Annotated in this window: 15 protein-coding genes; 4 read left to right on the forward strand and 11 right to left on the reverse strand. The window is 72.0% G+C overall.

The annotated features are described in order from the left end of the window. The first annotated feature begins 385 nt into the window (after positions 1-385). The 4 genes from EDD92_RS51035 (at position 386) to EDD92_RS10795 (ending at position 7,933) form a co-directional block, all read left to right on the forward strand. Complete coding sequence (locus tag EDD92_RS51035; protein WP_260326473.1) at positions 386-805, forward strand: DUF3291 domain-containing protein; 420 nt, start codon at positions 386-388, stop codon at positions 803-805. Next, entirely contained in the window at positions 802-2,358 is a 1,557-nt protein-coding gene (locus EDD92_RS10785; RefSeq protein ID WP_260326474.1) for an MFS transporter, read from the forward strand. The genes EDD92_RS51035 and EDD92_RS10785 overlap by 4 nt, the downstream gene beginning before the upstream one ends. Positions 2,359-2,618: 260 nt before the next feature. Further along, entirely contained in the window at positions 2,619-6,485 is a 3,867-nt protein-coding gene (locus EDD92_RS10790; protein ID WP_123964085.1) for a Pls/PosA family non-ribosomal peptide synthetase, read from the forward strand. 77 nt (positions 6,486-6,562) lie between these two features. Further along, positions 6,563-7,933, forward strand: coding sequence for a M1 family metallopeptidase (locus EDD92_RS10795; protein WP_123964086.1), 1,371 nt, complete (start codon positions 6,563-6,565; stop codon positions 7,931-7,933). A 30-nt stretch (positions 7,934-7,963) separates the two neighbouring features. Here EDD92_RS10795 and EDD92_RS10800 read toward each other — a convergent pair whose 3' ends face one another. From EDD92_RS10800 to EDD92_RS10850, 11 genes are read right to left on the reverse strand one after another with little or no spacing between them, the layout of a single operon-like run. Then, the gene (locus tag EDD92_RS10800) at positions 7,964-8,857 is read right to left on the reverse strand and encodes a peptidoglycan-binding protein (RefSeq protein WP_123964087.1); all 894 of its coding nucleotides are present in this window, start codon (positions 8,855-8,857) and stop codon (positions 7,964-7,966) included. Further along, positions 8,857-10,410, reverse strand: coding sequence for a DUF6519 domain-containing protein (locus EDD92_RS10805; RefSeq protein ID WP_123964088.1), 1,554 nt, complete (start codon positions 10,408-10,410; stop codon positions 8,857-8,859). The genes EDD92_RS10800 and EDD92_RS10805 overlap by 1 nt, the downstream gene beginning before the upstream one ends. A 54-nt stretch (positions 10,411-10,464) precedes the next feature. After that, positions 10,465-12,627: a hypothetical protein gene (locus EDD92_RS10810; RefSeq protein WP_123964089.1), complete on the reverse strand. Its 2,163-nt coding sequence runs from the start codon at positions 12,625-12,627 to the stop codon at positions 10,465-10,467. Next, positions 12,627-16,406 carry a putative baseplate assembly protein gene (locus EDD92_RS10815; protein ID WP_123964090.1) on the reverse strand — a complete coding sequence of 1,260 codons (3,780 nt, stop codon included), beginning with the start codon at positions 16,404-16,406 and terminating at the stop codon, positions 12,627-12,629. Before EDD92_RS10815 ends, EDD92_RS10810 begins: the two co-directional genes overlap by 1 nt. Then, a complete protein-coding gene (locus EDD92_RS10820) occupies positions 16,403-19,519 on the reverse strand; it encodes a putative baseplate assembly protein (protein ID WP_123964091.1) in 3,117 nt (1,038 codons plus the stop codon). The genes EDD92_RS10815 and EDD92_RS10820 overlap by 4 nt, the downstream gene beginning before the upstream one ends. Continuing rightward, positions 19,516-19,905, reverse strand: a complete 390-nt coding sequence (locus EDD92_RS10825) for a GPW/gp25 family protein (RefSeq protein ID WP_123964092.1) — start codon at positions 19,903-19,905, stop codon at positions 19,516-19,518. The genes EDD92_RS10820 and EDD92_RS10825 overlap by 4 nt, the downstream gene beginning before the upstream one ends. After that, positions 19,902-20,237: a hypothetical protein gene (locus EDD92_RS10830; protein ID WP_123964093.1), complete on the reverse strand. Its 336-nt coding sequence runs from the start codon at positions 20,235-20,237 to the stop codon at positions 19,902-19,904. The genes EDD92_RS10825 and EDD92_RS10830 overlap by 4 nt, the downstream gene beginning before the upstream one ends. Before the next feature lie 22 nt (positions 20,238-20,259). Next, positions 20,260-20,799 (reverse strand): phage baseplate assembly protein V, encoded by a 540-nt coding sequence (locus EDD92_RS10835; protein ID WP_123964094.1) that lies wholly within the window; start codon positions 20,797-20,799, stop codon positions 20,260-20,262. A gap of 27 nt (positions 20,800-20,826) precedes the next feature. Further along, the gene (locus EDD92_RS10840) at positions 20,827-21,966 is read right to left on the reverse strand and encodes a hypothetical protein (RefSeq protein WP_123964095.1); all 1,140 of its coding nucleotides are present in this window, start codon (positions 21,964-21,966) and stop codon (positions 20,827-20,829) included. Then, positions 21,959-22,312, reverse strand: coding sequence for a hypothetical protein (locus EDD92_RS10845; protein ID WP_123964096.1), 354 nt, complete (start codon positions 22,310-22,312; stop codon positions 21,959-21,961). Before EDD92_RS10845 ends, EDD92_RS10840 begins: the two co-directional genes overlap by 8 nt. A gap of 10 nt (positions 22,313-22,322) precedes the next feature. Then, positions 22,323-23,009, reverse strand: a complete 687-nt coding sequence (locus tag EDD92_RS10850; RefSeq protein ID WP_123964097.1) for a hypothetical protein — start codon at positions 23,007-23,009, stop codon at positions 22,323-22,325. Positions 23,010-23,030: the final 21 nt, after the last annotated feature.

Here is a 23,030-nt window from a genome sequence, read left to right on the forward strand (position 1 = left end):
GCCTGGATTTGCGCTATCGAAGGCTCCGATGGCGGGCGGTGCGGACTGTCCGGATCCGGGCGTACGGGGCTCCGTGTGCGCAATTCGCTCCGCTGGGGGTGCCGCGATGTGCCGTCGGTCGGGTGCGGCGCCGTCGTGGCTGGTCGCGCCCCGCGGCGGAGCCGCACATCGATACAGCCCCGCGCCCCTTCAGGGCGCGGCGAACCGGAGCGGACTTCGTCTGGCCCGGTCAGGGGCCCGTGCGCGCAACTGCACGTAGTGCGGCGGCATTCACCCCTGCGGGGGTGTACGGGATTCGGCGCTCACGGACTCTTATGAATGACCGACTGAACTGACCGCCTGCTCCTGCACGGCCTTCCCGACCGCTCAGCCGAGGAGACCTTTCATGCCGACGATTCCCTGGATGCCCGGCACCGCCAAGGACGGCACCGAGCCCGCCGGGCCGCCGCTGGTCATGGCCTCCCGGCTGGAGCTGCGCTCGCTGCTGGGCGTGCCCAGGTTCTTCCTGCTGTCCCTGGTGATATTCCAGCAGGTCCGCAGCTCGCCGGGGCTGTTGGGTGCCTCGCTGAAGGCGGAGCCGCTGAAGAGGACGTTCTGGACGCTGTCGGCGTGGCGCGACCAGGAGGCGCTGAACGCCTTCTCCGGGACCGATCCGCACGCGCGGAGCGTGCGCGGGCTGCGTCCCGGGATGAAGGGCTCGGTGTTCGTGTTCTGGAACACCGAGCGCGATCAGCTGCCGATCACCTGGGACGAGGCGCAGCGACGGCTGGCAGAGCAGGCCGAGCGGGAGGCACAGGCGACATGAGCGCCGGCGCACCGCTGAACACGGGCACGTCACTGACAGCAGGCGCACCGGCCACGCCGGTTGTCCCGCACGGCCGCCTGGTCCTGCTGGCCGCCTGTCTCGGCCTGTTCATGTCGTTCATCGAGGTGACCGCTGCCATCTCCACACTGCGGGCGCTCCAGGTCGACATGCAGGTGGCGCCCGCCGACCTGAGCTGGGTGTCCAGCACGTACACGCTCGTGGTTGCGGCCTGCGTCCTGTCGGGCGGGGCGCTGGGCGAGCGGTTCGGGCGGCGCCGGGTGTTCCTCACCGGCACGGTCCTGATCGCGGCGGGCTCACTGGTGGTGGCGTCGGCGCAGAGCTATCCGCAGGTCCTGATAGGGCGCGGCATCAGCGGACTGGGCGGCGCCCTGGTCCTGCCCACCTCCCTCGCCCTGATCACGACCACCTTCTTCGTCGACCTGCCGCGCATGCTGCGTTACATAGCCGTGTGGGTGTCGGTCTCGGGCGTCGGTCTGGCCGTCGGCCCGTTGCTGGGCGGCACCCTGCTGCAGACGTGGAACTGGCGGGCGGTCTACCTGGTGAACACACCGCTCGCGGTGATCACCACCGCGGTGACTCTGCGCGCGGTCGCCGAGTCCCGGGTACCGGACCGGCCCCTCGACCTGCCCGGCCAGTTCTGGGCGGTGCTCGGACTGTCCACGCTGGTCTACGGCATAGCAGTGGGCGGCCGTTCCGGCTACGACGACCCGGTGGTGGTCACCGTGCTCGCGGTGGCCGCGGTCTCCCTCACCGCGCTGGTCCTCACCGAGCGCCGCAGGGCGGTGCCGATGCTGGACGTCCGCATGATGGCCAACGCCCGCTACACGGCGGCGTTGTGCGTCGCGGCGGCCGCCCTGTTCGTGTTCGTCGGCGTGGTCTTCCTTGAGGTGCTCTTCCTCCAACGGGTCCGCGCCTTCGGCCCCTTGGACACGGGCATACGGCTGCTGCCCGCGATGCTGGCGTTCGTCGCGGCGACGGCCACGGCGCAGCGCCTGGCGGGACGGGTCCGCGCGGGCCGGCTGCTGGCGGCGGGCTCGCTCGTGACGACCGCGGCCGCCCTGGTGCTGCTGCGTCAACAGCCGGACGGCTCCTACGCGGTGACCGCACTCGGCCTGGTCCTCGCGGGCCTGGGCAGCGGTCTGGTGGTCGCCCCGTCCACGGCCGCCGCCTTCGAGGTGGTCGAGGGCCCCCAAATGGGCGCGGCCTCTTCGGCCGTGACGGCTTTCCGCCAGGTCGGCTCGGTGCTGGCGACGGCGATACTCGGCGCGGTTCTCGCCGTCCGCTTCCTCGGCACCCTCCCGGCCCGCCTCGCCGAACACCACTTGCCCGGCCCGGCGATCGACCAGGTGGTCTCGGTCGCCCGCAGCGGAGGCAAGGCAGCCGGCCGCTCGTCACCCCAGATCACAGGCGCGGTGGGGGACGCGTTCACAGCGGGCGTGCACAGCGCGTTGTGGGTGGTGGCAGGGGTGTCGTTCGCCGCGGCCGTCCTGGCCTGGACGTTCCTCGCCCGGCGCTCCCCGCAGCAGGGGTAAGTGCCCTTTCCCACGCCGCTGGAGCTCTCCTCACGCGCTGTGTGGGCCATCTCTCCTCGGAGTGAAAACGCCAGGTCACAGCGGCAGATGCGGTTCCCGACGACCCCGAACAGCCCTCCCGAGTGGCCGATCGGCTGCCCCGAACCTAGCGTCGTACTAAAATTTCCGGCTTGTTACGGAAGCTGGAGGAGGACAACCCCAGGCAGACCTGCGGGCCCGCCAGCGCCCCGGAGGCTTCCGGGATCGAGACGCGAGGACCGATGGCAGCCATACACGAGAGCGACGCTCTCGGCCTGCTCGACGATGAGCTCAGCGCTGAGATCCACCAGCAGTTCGGCGACACGGCGCGTTTTTCGGGAGGTCAGGCGGCCTCTCCGCGCACGCTCGTCGACATCTTCGACGCATCTGTGCGGTCGTACCCGGACGAGCTCGCCCTGGACGACGGCACGACGCGGCTCACCTACCGTGCGCTGGCCGCCGAGGTGGAGCAGCTGCGGCGCGGGCTCGCCGCCGCCGGCGTCGGCCTCGGCGACCGCGTGGGCGTCCGGGTTCCCTCCGGCACCAACGACCTCTACGTCGCCATCCTGGCCGTCCTGGCCGCCGGTGCCGCATACGTTCCCGTGGACGCCGAGGACCCGGACGAGCGGGCCGAGCTGGTCTTCGGCGAGGCGGATGTCCGCGCCGTCATCGGCGCGGAGCATGCACTCACCGTCACCGGGCGCAGCGACGTCCCCGCCGCCCGGCCCGGTGTCGAGCACGACGCGTGGATCATCTTCACGTCCGGTTCCACCGGGAAGCCCAAGGGCGTCGCGGTCAGTCACCGCAGTGCCGCCGCGTTCGTGGACGCCGAGGCCGCGCTGTTCCTCACCGACGACCCCATCGGTCCCGCTGACAGGGTCATGGCGGGCCTGTCGGTCGCGTTCGACGCGTCCTGCGAGGAGATGTGGCTGGCGTGGCGCTACGGCGCCTGTCTGGTGCCGGTGCCGCGCTCGCAGGTCCGCAGCGGCGCCGACCTGGGCCCCTGGCTGGTCGAGCAGGAGATCACCGTGGTGTCCACGGTGCCGACGCTCGCCGCGCTGTGGGAGCCCGAGACCCTCAACGACGTCCGTCTGTTGATCTTCGGCGGGGAGGCCTGTCCTCCCGAGCTGGTGCAGCGGCTGGTGACGGAGGGGCGCGAGGTCTGGAACACCTACGGGCCGACCGAGGCGACCGTCGTCGCCTGTGCCTCGCTCATGTCCGGCGAGGAGCCGATCCGTATCGGGCTGCCGCTCGACGGCTGGGAGCTGGCCGTCGTCGACGAGGCCGGGGAGCCCGTGCCGATGGGCGGCAGCGGTCAGCTGGTGATCGGCGGCGTCGGACTCGCGCGGTATCTCGACGCCGAGAAGGACGCGGAGAAGTACGCACCGCTGGAGTCCCTGGGCTGGGAGCGGGCCTACCGCAGCGGTGACCTGGTGAAGGCCGAGCCGGAGGGGCTGGTCTTCCTCGGGCGGGCCGACGAACAGATCAAGCTCGGCGGGCGCCGCATCGAGCTCGGCGAGGTGGACGCGGCACTGCAGGCGCTGCCCGGTGTCGCGGGTGCGGCAGCCGCGGTGCGTACCGCGCGCGGCGGCAACCAGCTCCTCGTCGGCTATGTCGTCACCCAGGACGGCTGGGACCACGCGGCCGCCGTCGAGAAGCTGCGCGCCGAGCTGCCCGCCGCGCTCGTCCCGCTGCTCGCGCCGGTCGCGGACCTGCCGACCCGCACCAGCGGCAAGGTCGACCGCAACGCGCTGCCCTGGCCCCTGGAGCGCCTGGAGACGGGCGGTCCGGCCGAGCAGCTCTACGGCACCGAGGCGTGGCTGGCCGAGCAGTGGACGGAAGTCCTCGGCATCCCGGTCACCAGTGCCCGCGACGACTTCTTCGCGATCGGCGGCAGCAGCCTGGCCGCCGCCCAGCTGACGACGAAGCTGCGCACCCGCTACCCGAGCGCCGCCGTCCTCGACATCTACCAGCAGCCCACCCTGCGCAAGCTGGCCCGCCACCTGGAGAAGTCGGCGCAGGACGACGGCGGCCGGCGCACGATCGCCCCGGTGCCGACCCGCGCCAAGGTGATCCAGCTGCTGCTGCTCGTGCCGCTGTTCACCCTGCTCGGCCTCCGCTGGACGGTCGCGCTGGCCGCCGCCGGGAAGCTGCTGCCCGCCTACTCCTGGCTGCCGACCGCCCCCTGGTGGCTGATCGCGGCCGGTGCCCTGCTTCTGTTCAGCCCGCCCGGCAGGCTCGCGATCGCCGCGGGCGGCGCGCGACTGCTGCTCCGGGGTGTCGAACCCGGCCGCCACCCGCGCGGCGGCAGCGTCCATCTGCGCCTGTGGACCGCCGAGCGGCTGGCCGAGTTCAGCGGGGCGACCTCGCTGACCGGCTCCTGGCTGGAGCGGTACGCACGGGCGCTGGGCGCCAAGATCGGCCAGGACGTCGACCTGCACTCGCTGCCGCCGGTCACCGGCCTGCTCAAGCTGGGCCGGGGCGCGGCCGTGGAGTCCGAGGTCGACCTGTCCGGCTGGTGGCTGGACGGCGACCGTCTGGAGATCGGCCAGGTCAAGGTGGGTGCGCACGCCACCGTCGGCACCCGCAGCATGCTCTTCCCGGGCGCCCGCGTCGGCAAGCGGGCCGAGGTGGCCCCCGGTTCGGCCGTCACCGGCCAGATCCCCACCGGCCAGCGCTGGGCGGGCGCGCCCGCGGTCAAGCTCGGCAAGGCCAAGCGCAACTGGCCCAAGGAGCGCCCGCAGCGCGGAACGTACTGGCGCGTGATGTACGGCCTGACCGGCCTCGTGCTCTCCGCGCTGCCGCTGCTGGCGGGCGGGGCCGCGTTCCTCGTGGCGTACGCCTTCATCGACGCGGACGCGCCCCTGCGCGGTGCCGCGCTCGCCCTCGTCCCCGCCACGCTGGCCTTCGGGCTGGCGTACGCCCTGCTGATCCTCGTCGCCGTACGGCTGCTGAGCCTGGGCCTGCGCGAGGGCACGCATCCCACGCACAGCCGCATCGGCTGGCAGGCCTGGACGGTCACGCAGCTGATGGACCGCTCCCGGGAGACGCTGTTCCCGCTGTACGCCGGGCTGGTCACGCCGGTGTGGCTGCGGCTGCTCGGGATGCGCATCGGACGCGGCGCCGAGGTGTCGACGGTGCTCGCACTGCCGAGCCTGACGACGGTCGGTGAGGGCGCGTTCCTGGCCGACGACACGCTGACCGCGCCGTACGAGCTCGGTGGCGGCTGGATGCGGATCGGGCGCGCGGAGATCGGGCGGCGGGCGTTCCTCGGGAACTCCGGGATGACCGCGCCGGGACGGAGCGTGCCGGACGGCGGGCTGGTCGGCGTACTGTCCGCCACCCCGAAGAAGGCGAAAAAGGGCAGCTCCTACCTGGGGCTGCCGCCGGTGAAGCTGCCGCGCAGCGCCGAGACGGGCGACCAGAGCCTGACGTACGACCCGCCGGCTCGGCTGCTGTGGGCACGCGGGCTGGTCGAGCTGTTCCGGATCGTGCCGGTGTTCTGCTCGGCGGCGCTGGCCGTGCTGACGGTGGCGGCGCTGTGCCTGCTCGGGCCCTGGGCTCCCCTGCTGTCCGGTCTGGTGCTGCTCACCACGGGTGCCGCGGCCGCTGTGGTGTCGTTCGTCGCCAAGTGGCTGCTCGTCGGGCGGCACCGCACCGGGGAGCACCCGCTGTGGAGCGGCTTCGTGTGGCGCAACGAGCTCGCGGACACGTTCGTCGAGGTCGTGGCCGTGCCCTGGCTGGCCGGTTCGGTGCCCGGGACGCCGCTGATGACCGCGTGGCTGCGCGGTCTGGGCGCCAAGATCGGCAAGGGCGTGTGGGTGGAGAGCTACTGGCTGCCCGAGACCGACCTGGTGACCCTGGAGGACGCGGCCACCGTGAACCGCGGGTGCGTCCTGCAGACGCACCTCTTCCACGACCGGATCTTGCGGACGGATACTGTTGTACTCCGTGAGGGCGCCACGCTGGGCCCTGGCGGGATCGTGCTGCCCGGCAGCACGATCGGGGCCCGCACCACGCTGGGTCCCGCGTCGCTCGTCATGGCCGCGGAGTCCGTCCCGGACGACACCCGTTGGCTGGGCAACCCGATCGAGGCATGGCGTCCCTGAGCGCGGGCCACTCCGAGTCGGTGAGCGGTGCACCGGCGGATCGGAGTGGCACGAACGCGCAGGGAGCAGAAACGGCAGTGGCAGTTCAGCAGACGGCGGGTTCGGACCCGTACTTCCCGGAACACGGTGACCCCCGTTACCGGGTGCACCGGTACGAGCTCACGCTGGACTACCGCCCGGGCCCGAACCGCCTTGCGGGCGCGGCCCGGATCAACGCCATCGCGGGTCGCTCTCCGCTGACCGAATTCACCCTCAACCTCTCCGAGTTCAAGATCGGCCGGGTCCGGGTCGACGGCCGCCAGCCGCACTACACACACCGCGGCGGCCGCCTGCGCATCCGCCCGGCCAAGCCGGTCCGGGCCGGAGCCGCGTTCACCGTCGAGGTCCACTGGTCGGGCAACCCCAAGCCGGTCCCCAGCCCCTGGGGCGGGCTCGGCTGGGAGGAGCTGGAGGACGGCGCGCTGGTGGCGAGCCAGCCGATCGGGGCGCCGTCCTGGTACCCGTGCAACGACCGGCCCGCCGACAAGGCCGCGTACCAGATCTCGATCACCACACCGTCCGCGTACGCGGTGGTGGCGGGCGGCCGGCTGCTGACCCGCACGACCAAGGCGTCCACGACGACCTGGGTGTACGAGCAGCCGGCGCCCACGTCGAGCTATCTGGTGGGGCTGGCGATCGGCAAGTACCAGACGGTGCTGCTCGGCGACCCGGGTCCGGGCGGAGTGCCGCAGCACGGGCACATCCCGGCGCATCTGCTCCCGGAGTTCTCCCGGGACTTCGCCCGCCAGCCCCAGATGATGGACCTGTTCCAGGAGCTGTTCGGGCCGTACCCGTTCGACGAGTACGCGGTCGTGGTGACCGACGAGGAACTCGATGTCCCCGTCGAGGCACAGGGGTTGTCCCTGTTCGGCGCCAACCACGTGGACGGGGCGCGGGGTTCGGAGCGGCTGGTCGCTCACGAGCTGGCGCACCAGTGGTTCGGCAACAGCGTGTCCATCGCCGACTGGCGGCACATATGGCTGAACGAGGGCCTCGCCAAGTACGCCGAGTGGCTGTGGTCGGAACGCTCGGGCGGGCGCAGCGCTCAGCAACTCGCCGCCGCCGCACACCGGTTGCTGTCCTCACAGCCGCAGGATCTCCGGCTGGCCGACCCCGGCCGCAAGTCGATGTTCGACGACCGGCTCTACGAGCGCGGCGGCCTGACCGTGCACGCGGTGCGGTGCGCGATGGGCGACGACGCCTTCTTCCGGATGCTGCGCGGCTGGGCGGGGCTGCACCGGGGCGGGGCGGTGACGACCACGACGTTCACGGCCCATGCCGGCCGGTTCGCGGACGAACCGCTGGACGACCTGTTCGCCGCCTGGGTGTACGGCTCGGCGCTGCCGCCCCTGCCCACGCAGATCCCGGCGCGTCCGGCACACCCGCCCACCAACGCCGAGTCGGCGTAGGCGGGCGGGCCGGAGAGTTCACACGGGCTCTCAGGTCGCGGGCACCTTCAGCTTGTCCCAGCTGACCTTGCCCGGAATGCCGTCCGCGTCCCTGCCCTTGAAGCCGAGCTTGCGCTGCCAGGCCCGGTAGGACTCGCGGTCGGCGTCGGTCCACTCGGGGCTCGGCCCCTCCTCGTAGTGACCGCAGCCCTCGGCGACCAGGCGCCTGCCCATGGCCGTGATCACCGGGGACTTCTGTCCGTCGTGGAAGAAGCCGGCGCCCGGGAAGGGTGCGTACGACGGCTTGGACGGGGTGGGCTTCGGGTCGGGCTCAGTGCCGCCCCCGCCGCCCCGGCCGGCCAGTCGCTCGGCGATCCGCCTGCGCATGCCGTCCATGGTGAAGCCGCGCGGGTCCACCTTGCCCGGCTGCCACTCCTTGTGGCCGATGACCGACGCGGCACTCCAGCCGTGGTGGCGGCAGATCGCGGCGGACACCTTCTCGATGGCCTCCTTCTGGGCCTCGGGCCAAGGGTCCCTGCCGTCGCCGAGGTTGATGCACTCGAAGCCGTAGAAGTGCCGGTTGCCGTCGGTGTCGGCCTCGTTGTCGTGCGGCAGTCTCGACTCGTTGACGACGGCGCGCAGCACGTCGTGGTCGCCGAGGCCTGCGTGGTTGGCGCGGCCGTTGCCGACGAGGTGGACGTGGCCCTGCTTGTCGATGACGCCGTGACAGAGGGGACCGGGCAGGGCGGGGTATCCGTCGTAGCAGATGTTCACGGAGTGGTCGGTGCCCGAGGTGACGGTGTGGTGGATCATCACGCCGTTGACCGGACCCCAGGGACCCTTCGTGTTGCGGTTGTGGTGGCGCCAGTTGCGCACCTCGATCACCGTAACGCCTTCGGCGCGCAGGATCTCCACCAGCTTGGACGCGCTCATGGGTGTGGCCATCACTCGTCTCCGTCCACGGCTGCCTCCGCTTCCGCGGTGGTCTGCGACCTTCCGTGCGAGGGGTCCTCGGCCGCCAGTTCCTCACGGCGTGCCTGTGCCTCCGCGGCGAGCGCCGCCTCGTCCGCGGCGGGCATGCTGCTGGCCAGCGGGCGGAAGCCGAGGCGCAGGTCGACGGCGCCCTCCTCGCCCTTGACCAGGGCGAGCGGGGCGAGGTGGCGGGTGATGCCGGCGGGTCGCTGCAACAGCGGGCGGCGCGCCGGGTCGGTCGGCCATTCGACGCTGCCGGTGGCGGTGCGCGCGGGAATCAGCCAGTGGTCGCCGGTGCGGTAGCCGCCGCCCTTGGCGAAGTACACCTCGACGCCGTCCTCCAGGGGCAGCCACTCGCCCTCGGTCACCGGCACCGCGCCGCCCTTCAGGGAGGTGGAACGCCCCTTGCGGCGGGCCCCCTCCTGGTGGTCCCAGCGGCGCAGGAACGGGTTCAGCTCGGGCCGCCGTCCCACACCCTGCTCGGGCTCGGCGGACAGCCGGACCCGGCGGCCGGGCAGGTCCAGTTCCTCGACCCGCAGCAGAGGCAGGGCCTCCAGGCGCGACGAATACGCCGTGTCGGTGAACTCGACGAAGTCGCCGACGTCCAGGTCCAGCTTGTCGTCGTAACCGAGGGACGCCAACTGCACCCACGTGCCGTCGAGTTCGTCGACCGGGAAGACGACGGAACCGTTCTCCCGGGACCACTTGAAGGTGGCGTCCTTCGCCTCGCCGCCCGTGTGCACCTCGACGCGGTAGAGCTGGTTCTCCGTTCCGCGGTAGCGGGCATCGGGCCTGACCAGGCACGGGTCCTCGTCGGCGTGGTCGGGCCGCTCGCTGCGGGCGGCCAGGCGGCCCGAGGACAGGGACTGCTTCTGCGCCCACTTGTCGAAGGCCGCGCGGACGACGTCCTTGGACAGGTCGGTGTTCTCGATCGCCAGCTCGGCGAGGGAGAGCGGCAGTACCTGCCAGACCACCTTCACCCGGGCCGCGGTGTCCGGCATCGCGGCACCCAGGGCGACCTCGCGCAGTGCAGGGTCCTCGGCCGCGTTCACCGACCGCTCCCACACGTTCAGGTAGACCACGAACGGCTCCTGCGCGGGCGAGGGCAGCCGGTCGCGCTCCGGGTCGCGGAAGGCGTCGGGCTGGTCCCAGTACGTCCAGTACGGCGGCAGGGCCGGCGTGTCCTCGTCCCCCTCCTCGTCGGGTACGGGCTCACCGGGCGCCGGGCGGGTCGCGTCGACCAGGATGCCGTCGACGTAGTAGTGGCCGCCCTGGATGTGGAGGGTGTCGATGTCGAGCTTGCCGCCCACGTAATCGATGCGGAAGCCCGCGATGTCCCGGCCCGCCGCGTCGCGCGGCCCGCCGTAGCGGCCGATCAGGTCGGCGGCGAGGGTGCGGGCCTGGTGGAGCTGGATCGCGGTCTGCTCGTTGGCGTCGGCGTCGAGCTGGACGCGGCCCTGCTGGGCGACGACCGCGGAGTAGTGCCGCTCCGGCCGGAAGGTGAGACGGGAGAGATCAGCGTGCATGAAGGGGGTCCCCCTGGTTCAGGATTCTGCGGGTGGGTCGTACGGCGGCACTGCTCAGGTCACGAAGAAGATCCCGGCGTCCGCGCCCGCGGGCGTGTACTCCGCGAGCCGTGCGCGCAGACCGTCCTCACGTTGCGGCCGGTACAGATCGTGGAAGGCGCCCATCTCGGCACCGTCGTCCGCACCGCGCCGGATCTCCTCGGGGCATCGGTCGGCCAACTGCCCGTACCACGGCGTCCCGTAGCGGACCGAGGCGAACAACGGCCGTACGCCCGCAGTGAGATCGGGCTGGCAGCGGTGCCGTCGTGGTGTGCGTGAGCCGACCGGGACGTACGAGTGGCGCAGGCAGCCGACGCCGCGACGGGCCACGTGGAGCTTGCCGGTGAAGACCGAGTTCTCGGCGATCTCGACGGCATGGGTGTGGACCTCGCCGATGACGGTCGTGCGGTGCACGTGGAGCACGGCGTGGGCGTGGCGGCAGTCCGGGGCGGACAGGGCCTCGCGGTCGTGTCCGGTGGCGTCCAGGATGCTGTCGCGGAGGTGGATGTCGAGGGGGTCCTCGCCGACCTCGTCGCCGATGACCTCGATGGTGCCGAGGATGCTGTGCTCGATCTGCAGGCAGGCGGTGGTGCGGTCCAGGACGATGCTGGGCTCCTCGGGCGAGTGCGGCTCGCACTCGGGCTCAAGGGACCAGCCGGGTACGAGGGTGCTGTGCCGTACGACGACGGCTCCCATCGGGCCGGTGACGTTGATGCCGCGCCCGGCGACCAGCAGCCCGTCGAGGACGATCCGAGGCCGCTCATGCGGAGCGCAATCGTCCTCCACGGCCCGGATGTTGAGGGCGTCGGGCCGGTTGCTGTACCAGTCGAGCAGCCGGATCACCGGCCGGGTGCCCTCGGCCGCCCGCAGCTCCAGCCGGTCGCCCGGGTCGAGGTCGAAGTCCAGCTGCTCCTGGTAGGCGCCGCTGTGCGTGATCTCGATGATGCCGTCGGGGCCGGTGTCGTCGGCCCGGCGGTCGTGCTGCCAGGCCCGGTAGGCGTCCATGATCTGGCGGTACGGCTGCCCCGGGCCGACCCGGTAGAAGGTCGCATCCGGCCGGTCCACGCGGTCGGGCCGCTCGTACTCGCCGCCGCCCATGTCGGCGCCGTACGCGTAGTGGTAGTCCACCCACACGCCCTGCCGGGGCGCCGACCGCGACCCGAACGCGATCCGCCCGAGCTCCGGGTCGACGGCGATCTGCCCGCGCTTCGGCCGGTAACGCCAGTCGGACAGGTCCGCGACCACGATGTCGGACGGCGGTACGGGCTTGTCCTCGCCATCGCGCCGGATGACGAAGCTCTTGCCGGGGCCGTAGTAGTCCAGCAGGCGGTCGTGGAGCAGACGGCGGGTGATGAACGCCGGGACGTTGTCGACCGTGGCGATGTGCGTGGGAGACGGCTCCGGGACCGGTTTGGTGACCAGGGGGCTGTCGTTGCCCAGGATCGAGAAGGTGTACAGGCTGCGGGCGCGGTCGATGCAGTACGCCGGGGAGGACGTCAGCGGGTACGCCTTGAGCCGCCAGACGAAGAGGGCGACTCCGGCCGGAGTCCAACCACCTTGCCTGCGCGCGGAGTTGGCGCGGCGGACGTCGACCGTGCGGGCCGCGGTGTCGAAGGGACCGCCCTGGAGTGCGAGGGCCGAGCCGTCCCGGAGGTCAAGGAGGCGCCCGCGGCCGGTGTCCCGGTACAGCTTCACCGACTGATGGTGGGCGACGAGCCGCGACAGCTCGACGGCGCGGGCGGGATAGCCGGCGACCTGCTCGGAGATCTCCTCCAGCAGGTGCAGTGTGCCCTTGCGGCGCCGGTTGGCGACCGTGGCCGCCACGTCCGCGCGCGGCGCGATCGCCTCCGCGAGCGCGGCACGCCCGCCCTCGTGCAGACCGGTGGTGAGCACGCGCTCGTAGCCCGGCAGGGTGCGGTAACCGACGAGATCGCCGAGGTAGGGCAGCACCCAGGGCGCCGCCGTCTCCACGAACAGGTCCTCGTAGCCCTGTTCCACGCCGTCGCGGACCCGGTCGAGCTGCTCGGCGATCACCGCGAGGAGGGCGCGCAGCGGCTCGCCCTCCTCGGCGTCGCGCAGGAGGTGCCAGCGGGGCAGCAGGGCAGCGAGACCGTCGGGTTCCCGGGACGTCGCCGGGGCGACCGTGTCGAACTGGACATCCGTCGAGTTCGCAGCCATCACTTGACCTCCGTGAGGATGAGGGTGTCCGCGGCCCGCGGGGACAACAGGGCCAGCTGGGCCGGGCGGATGCCGCGGAAGACGTACACCGACCGGCCCTTGCCCAGGCGCTGTGTGTCGGTGATGTCGGGGTTGAGCCGCAGGAGTTCGGCGAGCGGGATGCCGTAGTGGTGGCAGACGGACGACAGGGTCTCGCCATGCGTGTCACGGACGGTGTGGATCTTCTCGTCGTACGACGCCGGGTGCGCGGGCACGCTCGAACGGGGTGCACCGGGGTCCTTGAGCAGCGCGGCGAGTTCCTTGGGGGTGATGGAGGCGGGGACGCCGGTGAAGACGTCGACATCCACATAGTCGACGCCGGGCACGGTGTGGGCCGTGGCAAGGAGGTCGGAGAGCCGGGCGGGCTGCCCCAACTCCCGGCCCTCGTAACCGAGTCGACGCAACAGTGCCGCCCGCAGCCGGGGCTCGACGTACTCCCACGCGTAGTCCGGGGCCACCTTCACCTTGGCCGCGACGAGCAGGAGCACCAGTTCGCGCAAGTCCACGCGAACGGTGAGGTTGCCGTCGCCGTACTCGGTGAGCGCTCCGCGCAGGGCGCGCAGGGTGTCCGAGTCGCCGTCGAGCGGCACGTCGTCCGTACCCGCGACGGTCACGTGCAGCACGCGCCGCCGCCCGTCGAAGAGTTCGCGCGCGGCGGCCCGGCCGATGCCGGCCCGGGAGCGGGCGAAGTCCTCGTAGTCGGCCGGGGAGACGAGCCGGTCGAGGGCGGAGACGGCGAGGGGGATCGTACGGCGGGTCAGGCCCGGGCCGTCGGCGTCCGCTCCGCCCGTGGCCGGGCGGGGGTTGGTGACCGCGGTGACGCCGAGCGGGCGGGTGAGGGGCTGGGTGATCCGGTCCGCCGGGACGTTCGCCGCCTTGCCGGTGCCGAAGCGGTAGCGGGCGTGGACGTTCTCGTGGCCGCTGGGCAGGCGGGCACCGTGCACGCCGTCGCCGAAGGTGACCGTCGTACGGCCGTCGGAGGCGGTGCCCGTGATGTAGACGCGGTCGCGCGGGCCGCGTCCGGCGAGGCTGTCCACCTCGTGCCAGAGCACCCCGTCCACCCGGATCTCCAGCACCGGAGTGGCGCCGAGGGGATTGTCGTCGGCGAGCCAGGTCAGCGGGGACTGCCAGAGCGCGAACGTCTGGTTGACCCGGTCCGAGTCACCGCTGCCGATGGCCTCCTCCCGGCTCTCACCATGGGTGGCCTCGACCACGTTGCCCAGGATGCGGACCGTCTCACGGCGGTAGCGGTGGGCGAGGTGGGTGGTCAGGGTCAGACGGGTGTGGACGCGGTCGCCGGGCAGCTGCGGGTCCACGGCCGGATCGGCGGCGGCGATCGTGACGACCTCGGTGGCGGTCACCCCGGTCGTCCCGGGAATGTCTCTGCGCTCACCGGTGACGACGAGCAGACGCCCGGGACGCAGTCCGTCGTAGAGCTCGGCGAGCTCGATCTCGTTGCCGTGCACGTCCTCGCCGAGCGGCTCGTCCGCCAGGCGCAGCGGCTCGCCCCCGGCGTACGCAGTGGTGTCGCGGATGTGCGACAGCAGCACGTCGAACTCGTCCAGCCACGGGTCGGCGAGGGTGAGTTCGGTGCCGCGGCCGGTGATGCCGTAGTTGGAGTACGCGGCCGTACGCGCCGCCACGACCTGGGTGGTGACGAAGGCGAGCTTGGCGTCCCCGGGAATGCCGTCCTGAGCACCCTTGGCCGGACGCCGGATGGCAACCCAGCTGCCGACGGTGATGCTCGTGTGCACGCTGTCGAGCTGCAGCACACGGCGGTTGACGGGCGCCGGCTTGCTGGCGATGACGACCTCGACGTTCGGCTCGGTGCTGCCCACCGTGTACCGCAGGCTCACCTCGTACTCACCGTGGGTGAACTGGACGGGGATGCCGGGCCGCAGGGGAACGTCCTGCGCCGTCCCGTTTCTGACACCGACGTGGACCAGGCCGTCCTCACCCGGCCGGGACACCGTCAAGGTGCGCTCGGGGAGACCGTCGCGGAGGTGGATGCTGACGGCGGGCTCCTGGCCGGAGCCGCTGGAGAGGTCGACGTGCCCGGGACCGAGCCCGAAGTTGACCTGCTGAGCGAGCGGCAGCGTCACGGCCCGCTGATCGGAGCTGTTCCCCTCGACATACTGGAACTCCGCCCGGACCGGTGCCTTGCCCGCGGTGTCGTAGACGATCCGCATCCCGGTCAGCACCGCCCCCGTGAGCGGCCAGTCGGCACTCCGGATGACCCGCCCCTGGTCGTCCTGAACGGGCTTGAGTGGGGCGGTGGAACCGAAGGGGGCTGCGGTGACGCGCATCGCCAGCAACGCCCGCAGAAGCTGGGCAGATCCAGGGGCAGCAGCTCTACGCCAGGCCGGGTAGAGGCTGCCGAGTCCGGGATTGAGGGCGCGGAGGAGGCGGGCGGTGTCCGTGCCGGGGAGCTGGGCGCCGGGTCCGGTGGGCGAGGCGGTGGCCTGCGCCCGCAGAGCGGGCAGGACAGCCGCCAGGGTATGAAAGGCGGCGGCGCGCGAAGTTTCTTTCAGGGGCTCGGGGCTGTGTTGAACGTGCGGCTTCCGCCGCGTGGGCGCGACCAGCCCCAACGGCGCCGCAGACGCCCGAAAACCCTTCTCGGCACCCCCTTCGGCGCTCTGCGCAGGAGCCAACTCCAGCGCCCGCTCAGCAAGTTCGGCCAACACGGCCTGCAACTGCTCGAACCATGCCGAAACCTCCTCCCACGGCTCGGCCAACACCTGCGCCTCACCGAGCCGTGCGACGGGCTCCGCGAGAACCGCAGCGAGGCTCTCCGGGGTTTTGACCCCGTCCAAAGCCGCCCGCAACGGCGCGAGGACCTGATCCTCGAAGTCCTCGATGAGGCGGCTGACAGGCCGAGGATTCGGCACTTCGGGAGTCGGCGGCTCATCACCGGGCTCCCCGGGAGCGGAGGGCTCGGCGGTCCACCGCCGCACCTCGTCGACCAGCTCCTTGAGCGTGGGCGGCGCGGACTTCGGCAAAGTGAGCGCCGTGACGTCCTCGTCCCGGTCAACCCGCACGCCGGCGACCGGCAGCAACTTCCGCTCCCCACCGGCCTGCTCACCGAAGACGAAAAGCAACTGATCACCGGTCTGCAGAGCGTTCGCAGTGCCCTCGACAAAGAGCTCGGAGCGCCGCTCAAGATCGTCGGGCGTCAGCAACGACGGCCGGCGCCTCCGCACCGCCAGCTCGTTGAAGTCCCAGCGGGCGCTGAGGTCCCGGCTGGTCTCGAACGTCAGCGACTCCTCGTCCGCGGACGCGGGCACGCTGTGGGCGCGCGCCCCGCGCGGGATCACGACGGGCAGTGTCTCCGCACGCGGATCGCGCTCAAGCGTGTACGCGAGATGGGTCGCGGCGGCGACACCGGGCCGCGGCCGGTGTCCGACCAGCCGCCCCAGCAGCACCAGCGACCGGTGCTCGTTCGCCGTACGGACATACGCCTCGTCGGCGATCCGCTCCGAGTGGAAGGTGAGCAGGTCACCGAGGACGGCGGCGGCGTCGAGAAGCCCGATCGCGGGGTCGTCCGGGGTGCGGACCGTGAGCCCCTCCAGGGCCGGGTAGGCCGGGGAGGCGAGCCGGTCGAGCAGGGCGGCCAGGAACGAGCCGTACTCGCCGACGCGGTAGTCGAGGGCGGTGCGCCCGGGCGGGTTGTGCAGCGGGGCGGGCGCAAGGCGCTCGTCGTGGCCGCCGCAGCCACAGGTGCACTCATCGGTGGCGGTCATCGGGCCGCACCTCCCAGGGATATCGCCAGCAGGCCGTTCTCCGGCCGGTCCGGGTCGTTGTCGCAGGTGGCGATCTCCAGCGGGCCGAGCCGCAGCACGCCGTCCTCCCTCTCTCCTCGGTCCTGTTCGAACAGCCGCCGCAGCCGGGTGACCTGGACGCTCTCGACGCCCGGTACGGCCGCGGCGACGGCGACCAGTCGGCTGAGCCGCACGGGTTCGCCGAAGGTCAGCGCGTCCGGGTGGAAGAACCCGAGCCGCCCGTCAGCGAGACGGCCGCTGCCGAGCACGCGGTACAGCTCGGCGAGGATCTGCCCGTGCTGGTGGCCGGGTTTGGCGCACACGGTGAGCGCGATGTCCAGCGGTACCAGGCGGGCGGGGCCGACCACGAGGTCGTGGCCGATGCGCCGGTACGCCTCCAGGGACTGTTCGACCTGCGCGAGCAGCTCGGCCGACGGGTCGGCGCTGCCGTACGCGTCGATCGCGATGTGGGCCTCCTGGACGCTGCCGGTCCAGCGGATGTCGGCGGCGGCGCGCTGCACGCCGGGGAGCTGGGCGGCGAGGGCCGCGTAGTCCTCGGCGGTGACCGCGCGCAGTCGGGTGCGGCGCAGGTCGAGCGGGGCCAACTGCCGGGCCTGCTCGACCGGTTCGGGCTCGACGCCGCCGATGGCGGGCAGCGGGTTGCGGACGACGGCGGCCGGCGGCTGTGCGCAGTCGCTCTGGATGACCAGGTGGTTGATGGCCTCCGCGCCGACGTTGCCGGCGAGGCCGCCGCCGAGCCGGTAGTGCAGGGCGAGGCGGGCGCCCGGCTTCGGCTTCGCGCCGTGCCGCCCGTCGCCGAAGCGCAGGGCGAGACGGCCGTCATCCTCCAGCTCGCCGACGAAGTGCCGGTCGCGGGGACCGCTGTGCAGCAGGTCGCGGCGGGGCAGCCAAGTCAGGTCGCCGTCCTCGACGCGTACGGCGGGCAGGGCGCGGCGCGGGTCATGGGCGAGCGCGGCGGTCGCGGAGCCGCGCAGCACCGGCTCGTCGGGGTGCAGTCCGGCTGCGTACGCCGGGCCCCAGCTGTGTGCGATCTCCCAGGCGATGTGCCCGTCGAGGACGGTGCCCGCACGGGCCCGGGACGCGAGGACGGCCACGCGCCGCAGCTTCCCGTCGAGCAACTCGTCGTTCCTGTGCAGGAGTTCACGCAGAGCGCGGACGGGATGCGTACGGAGTTCGAACCGCTCGATGACCTTGAGCCCGTAGATGACGGTGAGTTCGTCGATCTCCTCCTCGGCGAGTCCGTCGCGGTCGCGGGCGCTGCGCCACAGCTCGACGAGCCGCTGCCGGACGGCTGCCGGGATCGCGGCGATCCGTGCGGCCTGCCCGGCGGCCACGGCCTGCGCGTCCGGGAAGGCCACCACCTGCACGACGGGCGTACGCCCGAGGACGGGCCGGAGGCGCGGCGCGATGCCCGGGTAGACGGACTGCGCGAGCAGGGTGCGCAGGGCGGCCGCCTGGGCGTACGCCGTGCCGGGAACCACACGCTCGTGCCGCTGCCCGGCACGCTCCAGCCCGATCCCGGCGCGTACGGTCGCCGCCTCGCCGACCACCTCGAACAGCTCGCGGACGTCGTCGGGTACGAGGGCCTTGGCGCTCTCCGTCTTGTCGGTGAGGGAGTTGATCAGCCGAGCAGTGGCGTTGCCCTCCTCGCGGTCGTAGCAGCCGAAGGCGGGCGGGGCGCAGGGGGCGACGACGGCCGGCTCGGGTGGCACGGTGGCCGTCTGCGGGAGTCCGGTGAGGGTGCGGCCGTGGTCGACGAGGACGACGTTGCCGCGGGCCAGGGTCACGTCCTCGACGGGCAGGCAGTCACGGCCGCCGCGGGTGGTGAGGCAGAACGGGAAGCGCAGGGCGTCCTCGGCGGCCCAGGTGACCTCCAGGACCGGCTGGTCCTCGATGCGGTCGATGCCCGGGGTGACGGAGGTGAGGCGCACGGCCTGCCGGTGGCTCGGGTCCTGGTCGCCGGGGGTGCCGGTGCGCGGGCCCTTGACCTCCTCCAGGACCAGCAAGTCACCTGGGCGGAGGGCGAGTCGGCGGTCGCGACAGGTCTCGGGGTCGTCCCACTCGTCGCGCAGGGTGGCGGAGGTCGCGCCCTTCGGCAGGGTGCACACCTCGCCGCCCCATGTCCACAGCCGGATCGCGTTGTGGGCTGTGCGCAACTCCAGCGGGTCGGCGGCGACGACCGGTTCGAAGACCTCGACCGAACCGCGCTCGTCCAGGTCGCCGAGGTCGTTCTCGTCGATCACCGTGCCCGGTTCGGGCCGGTCGTGGGGGTCGAGGGTGCGGACGTCGACGGAGGCGAAGCGGAAGGTGCCCGGCGCGAGCGTGGTGTCGCCGGCGGTCTCCACGGTGACGTACGCCCGCGCTGTGCAGCCGTCGTGCATCGCGTAGTCGATGAGCCGGACGTGCCGCCGTACGGAGACCCGGCGGCGCGCGGTGTCGAGATAGGCCTCGGTGGCCACCGCGTCCTGCTGGTAGCTGATCTGGTCACCGGTGTGGGCGAGCAGCTCGACGAGCGTGACGCCCAGGTCGGCGGGGTTGCGCTCGACCCAGTCGGGGGTGGTGAGCGCGAGCCGGTCCAGGAGCAGCTTGCGGATGGTGTCGTAGTCGCGGGCGGTGTAGTCGACGACGGGCGCGGCGGGGAAGCCGTCCGGCTCCGGGTCCTCGTCCTTGCAGTCGAAGGGGGTCGGGCAGTCGGGCCGGAAGGAGAAGGAGGCGCGGTGGTAGCGCTGGTCGAAGCCCCGGAAGGGCTCCGTTCCCGGGCGCCCGTACGGGTCGGTCTCGACGAGCGCGAACACGTACCGCGAGGTGTCGCCGGCCCGGTCGAGGGTGACGTAGAGCCGGTCGTCGAGCTCGGGATCCTCCTCGCGCTCGACACTCACATCGACGGCGGTGATACCGGTGATGCGGCGACCGCCGTCGATCCGGACGTTCTCGGGGCCGAGGCCGTGCGGGGCCTTGCCGAGGAAGGTGACGGTGAGCAGCAGCCCGTCGTCACTGACCTCCACCGCGTCGACTCCGTTGAGCTGAGCGGCTCTTACCTTGGCGCGGCGGGAGGTGGTCGTGCCCGTGCTCATGCCGCCCTCCCTTCGAAGACGTCGTCGGTCCGGGCGCCGGTGGCCCGCAGGACGTACGACAGATAGACCCGTACGACGTTCTCGTCGCTGACGACGTCCAGCGCCACGACGTCGATGAGGTCGCCGAGCCAGCGCTGGAGCGAGGCCTGCACGGAGAGTTCGAGGGTGCTGACCAGCTCGGGGCTGTTGGGCGCGAACACCAGGTCGAGGAGGCCGCAGCCGAAGTCGGGGCGCATGACACGCTCCCCCGGGCTGGTGAACAGCAGCTGCTCGATCAGGTCGTGGACATGCGCGGCGTGGCCTGCGTGCGCGGTGCGGCCGCGGCGGTCGGCCCGGAAGGGGAACGCGAGGTCGGTGCGCGGGTGTTGGCGTGTGACGCGGCTCATCGGACGGTGACCTTTCGCTGTGCGGCCTGGACCACGGGCGGTCCCTGCGGCACGAAGGCCGCGCTGAAGCACTGGGCTGCGGAGGTGTCGAGCAGCACGGGCGCGCCGTCGACGGTGACGCCGCTGCCGTCGGCGGTCCAGCGGACCGACACGCAAGGCGAGGGCGCCCGGGCGACGGTGTGCGGGCAGCCGGTGACGACGTAGCTGTGCGCGCCCGTGGCGACGGCGGCGCCCCCGATGCGTACGCCGCCGGAAGGTGTGGTGGCGGCGGTGACGCGGCCGCCGTGCGGGCAGCCGATCACGGCGCTCGCGTCGAGCAGACTCCCGGACAACTTCTCTTCTCCCCCGTTGTTGCTAGCGCTTCGACTGAACGGTCAACTGGCCCTGGTTGATGGTCACGTGATCGCCTTGCAGCAGGATCTCGGCGCCTGCGCCGTTGGCGATGACCACGGTTTCCTTGGTGATGCGGATGTAGGCACCGCCCTGGGCCTGCAGCAGAATCCCCTGCTCGGCCCCTGCGATGTCGTTCATGACGATCTTGTGCGCGCCCGGTGTCTGCACGACGACCGGTTTGCTGGGCGAGTTCGCCTGCAGCGCGCGCCGCGCGTCGGGCGGCAGTTCCTCGGCAGTCCCGTACCAGCACCCGGTCCACACCGGGAAGCTGGGATCCCCCTGCTCGAACTCCACCCACACACCGGACCCCGGCGGCGGCACCACGAACTGCCCGGACTCCGGCCCGGTGAACGGAAGGCAGGGCAGCGCCCAGGTGGACGGCTCGTCGCCGAGCACGTCCGGGACCTCGACGGTGATACGGCCGATCCGCAGCGGGTCGTTGTTGTCGACGACCCGGCCGCGGAACTTGCCGAGGTAGCGGTTGTTGGCTGCTGCCGCCATGCTGAACTGCTCCTGAGTGATGAGGTGTTACGGCTGGACGCGGTCGTCGCGGGCTTCCAGGCCCTCCCTGGAGAGGGTGAAGTTCTGCTGGAAGGACCCCGGGCGCAGGTTGTGCGTGACGGACTTGACGTAGTAGTCGCCGTCGTACGCCCGTCCCGAGCCGCGCACGCCGACCAGCTGGCGGGGCTGCAGGATGTAGCCGCGCCGGTTGACGTCGAGCGACCCCGACCCGGAGACGACGTCGGCGGAGACGGCGGCCCGGGCGAGCAGCTCGGCCTCGGCCTGCTCGCGCTGCTGCTTGGCGGTGCCGGAGAGGGTCTTGCGCTTGAGGGCCGGGGTGGGCCGGCGCCCGAGGGGCGGACGCAGCGGACTGATCGGCGGCTGGGGAAGGAGGGTGGACACGCGGGTCCCCGGATCCTGCCAACGGGCCTGCGGCTCTTCTCGCGCAGTCCCGTCATACGCAAACGTCAGCTGATCGACGGTCGTATTGGCGTCCATGTTGACGTTGAGGGCGTGCTGACGGATGCCGAGGCGGATTTCCGGCCCCCAACGGGCGGAGGACTGGCCGGGGTTGGGCCCGGGCTCCAGATAGAAGGTGTAGCCGTTGGCGCGGGCGAGGTCTGTGACGTACTGGAGGTCGGTACCGGTCTGGTAGTGGACGCGCAGGTCCTGGTGCGGGGGCTGGGCGATCTTCTCGGCGTAGACGTCGGGCCGGATGCCGTAGTCGGAGTACCGGCGAAGGATGCTCAGCACCCGCTCGGAGGGCGGCAGGTTGGGATACCGGGCGGTGCGCTCCTCGAGGTCCATCAGCAGGGTCAGGTCCTCGCCGGTGAGGGTGAGGGTGGAGTGCCCGGGCTGGTTGCTCGCACCGACCTCCTGGCGCACGACGAGCCCGTCGAAGAGCACGTCGGTGGTACCTCGGACGCTGACGGTGACGATGATCCGCGTCTTCGGATCGAAGAAGCCCTCGGGCAGCAGCCGCTGGTTGATGATCCCGGTCTTGGTGAGGTCGAAAGCGAGCTGGAAGCCGCTCCTCTCCCCCGCGGTGGCGGTGATCTGCGCGGACAGCAGCGCCTCGGTCACCTCGGCCGGCACGGGCTTCACGAGCTTCGGCCCCATGAGGAGCGTGATGTGGACGGGCCCCCGCAGCACGGGCTGTTCAGACACGCCGGTGTCCTCCTGGCTCAGGGATGTCGATGACCCGTCCGGCCTCGTCCGTCAACTCCCGTGGATCGAGTACGGGGTTGGCGTCGGCGATCCGCCACCACTGACCGGGGTCGCCGAAGGAGCGCTGGGCGAGCAGATCGGGCCGCTCACCGGCGCCGACGACGTGTTCCTGGGTCTCCTGGGCGTCGAGCGGGGGCAGCAACCGGCGCTTGGCGTAACGGACTTCGGTGCCGTCGTCCTGGCGGTGGATGCCGATCTCGGCGTCGTGGTACCGGCTGGTCCGGGGGTAGGGGTGGGCACCCGGTATGGAACCGAGGGCACTCTCGTAGGACTCGATGTCAGCCATGAGGTCGGGCTCAGCCCCTTCCACTCAGTACGTCGGCACCCGGCAGCCCGAGGGCCCCGAGACTCCCGCCGCGCGCGGCCGCGGCGAGCCGTTCCTTCTGCGCGAGGTGGGCCATGTACAGATCGGCACCGCGGTGCCCGGCGGGCAGATCACTGACCGTGAGGATCTTCATGCCGATGCTCAGCGAGGCCCGGATCGGATTCAGATTCACGTCGAAGGCGGACTCGTTGACGGACAGCTCGGTGAGCCGCACGGGCATGACCCGCTTGCTCCCCCACGTGAACAGCGTCAGCGGCATCTCGATCGGGCTGATCTCGATGGTCCCGTTCTGCGCGAGCCGGCTGGCGGCGCGCAGTTGGGCGGTCGTCGGCTGCACGAGCATTTCAAGGGTGGCCAGTTGGGGGTGAATCCCGTCGGGAGCCGCGATCTCCAACTGATCGGTGGCATCGATCTCGGCGGTGAACTTCCAGGTCTCCTCGGCAGGACCCTTGAGCCGAAGCGCCTCGTTCCGGTCCCCACTTCCCTTCCCACCACTGCCACCGTCACCACTGTCACCGGCGGACTGGGGGGCGATGCTGCGCTCCAGGGTGTCGGGGTTGAACTGCAGCACGATGATCCGCTGGGGGGTGCCGGTGTCGGGGTTGACGACGACTATTCCGGAGCGGATGGGTTTGGGGATGTCTGCGTAGCGGGTCATGACGGCTCCTCGCCCTCTGCG

Origin of the sequence: Streptomyces sp. TLI_185 (genome assembly GCF_003814765.1) — a bacterium.
GTDB lineage: Bacteria > Actinomycetota > Actinomycetes > Streptomycetales > Streptomycetaceae > Streptomyces.

What these genes read in the sequence shown, in the direction of transcription:
- EDD92_RS10810 (WP_123964089.1), bottom strand. Translation starts at nt 12,627, where the DNA reads ATGGCTGCGAACTCGACGGATGTCCAGTTCGACACGGTCGCCCCGGCG.
- EDD92_RS10850 (WP_123964097.1), bottom strand. Translation starts at nt 23,009, where the DNA reads ATGACCCGCTACGCAGACATCCCCAAACCCATCCGCTCCGGAATAGTC.
- EDD92_RS10790 (WP_123964085.1), top strand. Translation starts at nt 2,619, where the DNA reads ATGGCAGCCATACACGAGAGCGACGCTCTCGGCCTGCTCGACGATGAG.
- EDD92_RS10815 (WP_123964090.1), bottom strand. Translation starts at nt 16,406, where the DNA reads ATGACCGCCACCGATGAGTGCACCTGTGGCTGCGGCGGCCACGACGAG.
- EDD92_RS51035 (WP_260326473.1), top strand. Translation starts at nt 386, where the DNA reads ATGCCGACGATTCCCTGGATGCCCGGCACCGCCAAGGACGGCACCGAG.
- EDD92_RS10785 (WP_260326474.1), top strand. Translation starts at nt 802, where the DNA reads ATGAGCGCCGGCGCACCGCTGAACACGGGCACGTCACTGACAGCAGGC.
- EDD92_RS10845 (WP_123964096.1), bottom strand. Translation starts at nt 22,312, where the DNA reads ATGGCTGACATCGAGTCCTACGAGAGTGCCCTCGGTTCCATACCGGGT.
- EDD92_RS10835 (WP_123964094.1), bottom strand. Translation starts at nt 20,799, where the DNA reads ATGGCGGCAGCAGCCAACAACCGCTACCTCGGCAAGTTCCGCGGCCGG.
- EDD92_RS10820 (WP_123964091.1), bottom strand. Translation starts at nt 19,519, where the DNA reads ATGAGCACGGGCACGACCACCTCCCGCCGCGCCAAGGTAAGAGCCGCT.
- EDD92_RS10800 (WP_123964087.1), bottom strand. Translation starts at nt 8,857, where the DNA reads ATGGCCACACCCATGAGCGCGTCCAAGCTGGTGGAGATCCTGCGCGCC.
- EDD92_RS10805 (WP_123964088.1), bottom strand. Translation starts at nt 10,410, where the DNA reads ATGCACGCTGATCTCTCCCGTCTCACCTTCCGGCCGGAGCGGCACTAC.
- EDD92_RS10825 (WP_123964092.1), bottom strand. Translation starts at nt 19,905, where the DNA reads ATGAGCCGCGTCACACGCCAACACCCGCGCACCGACCTCGCGTTCCCC.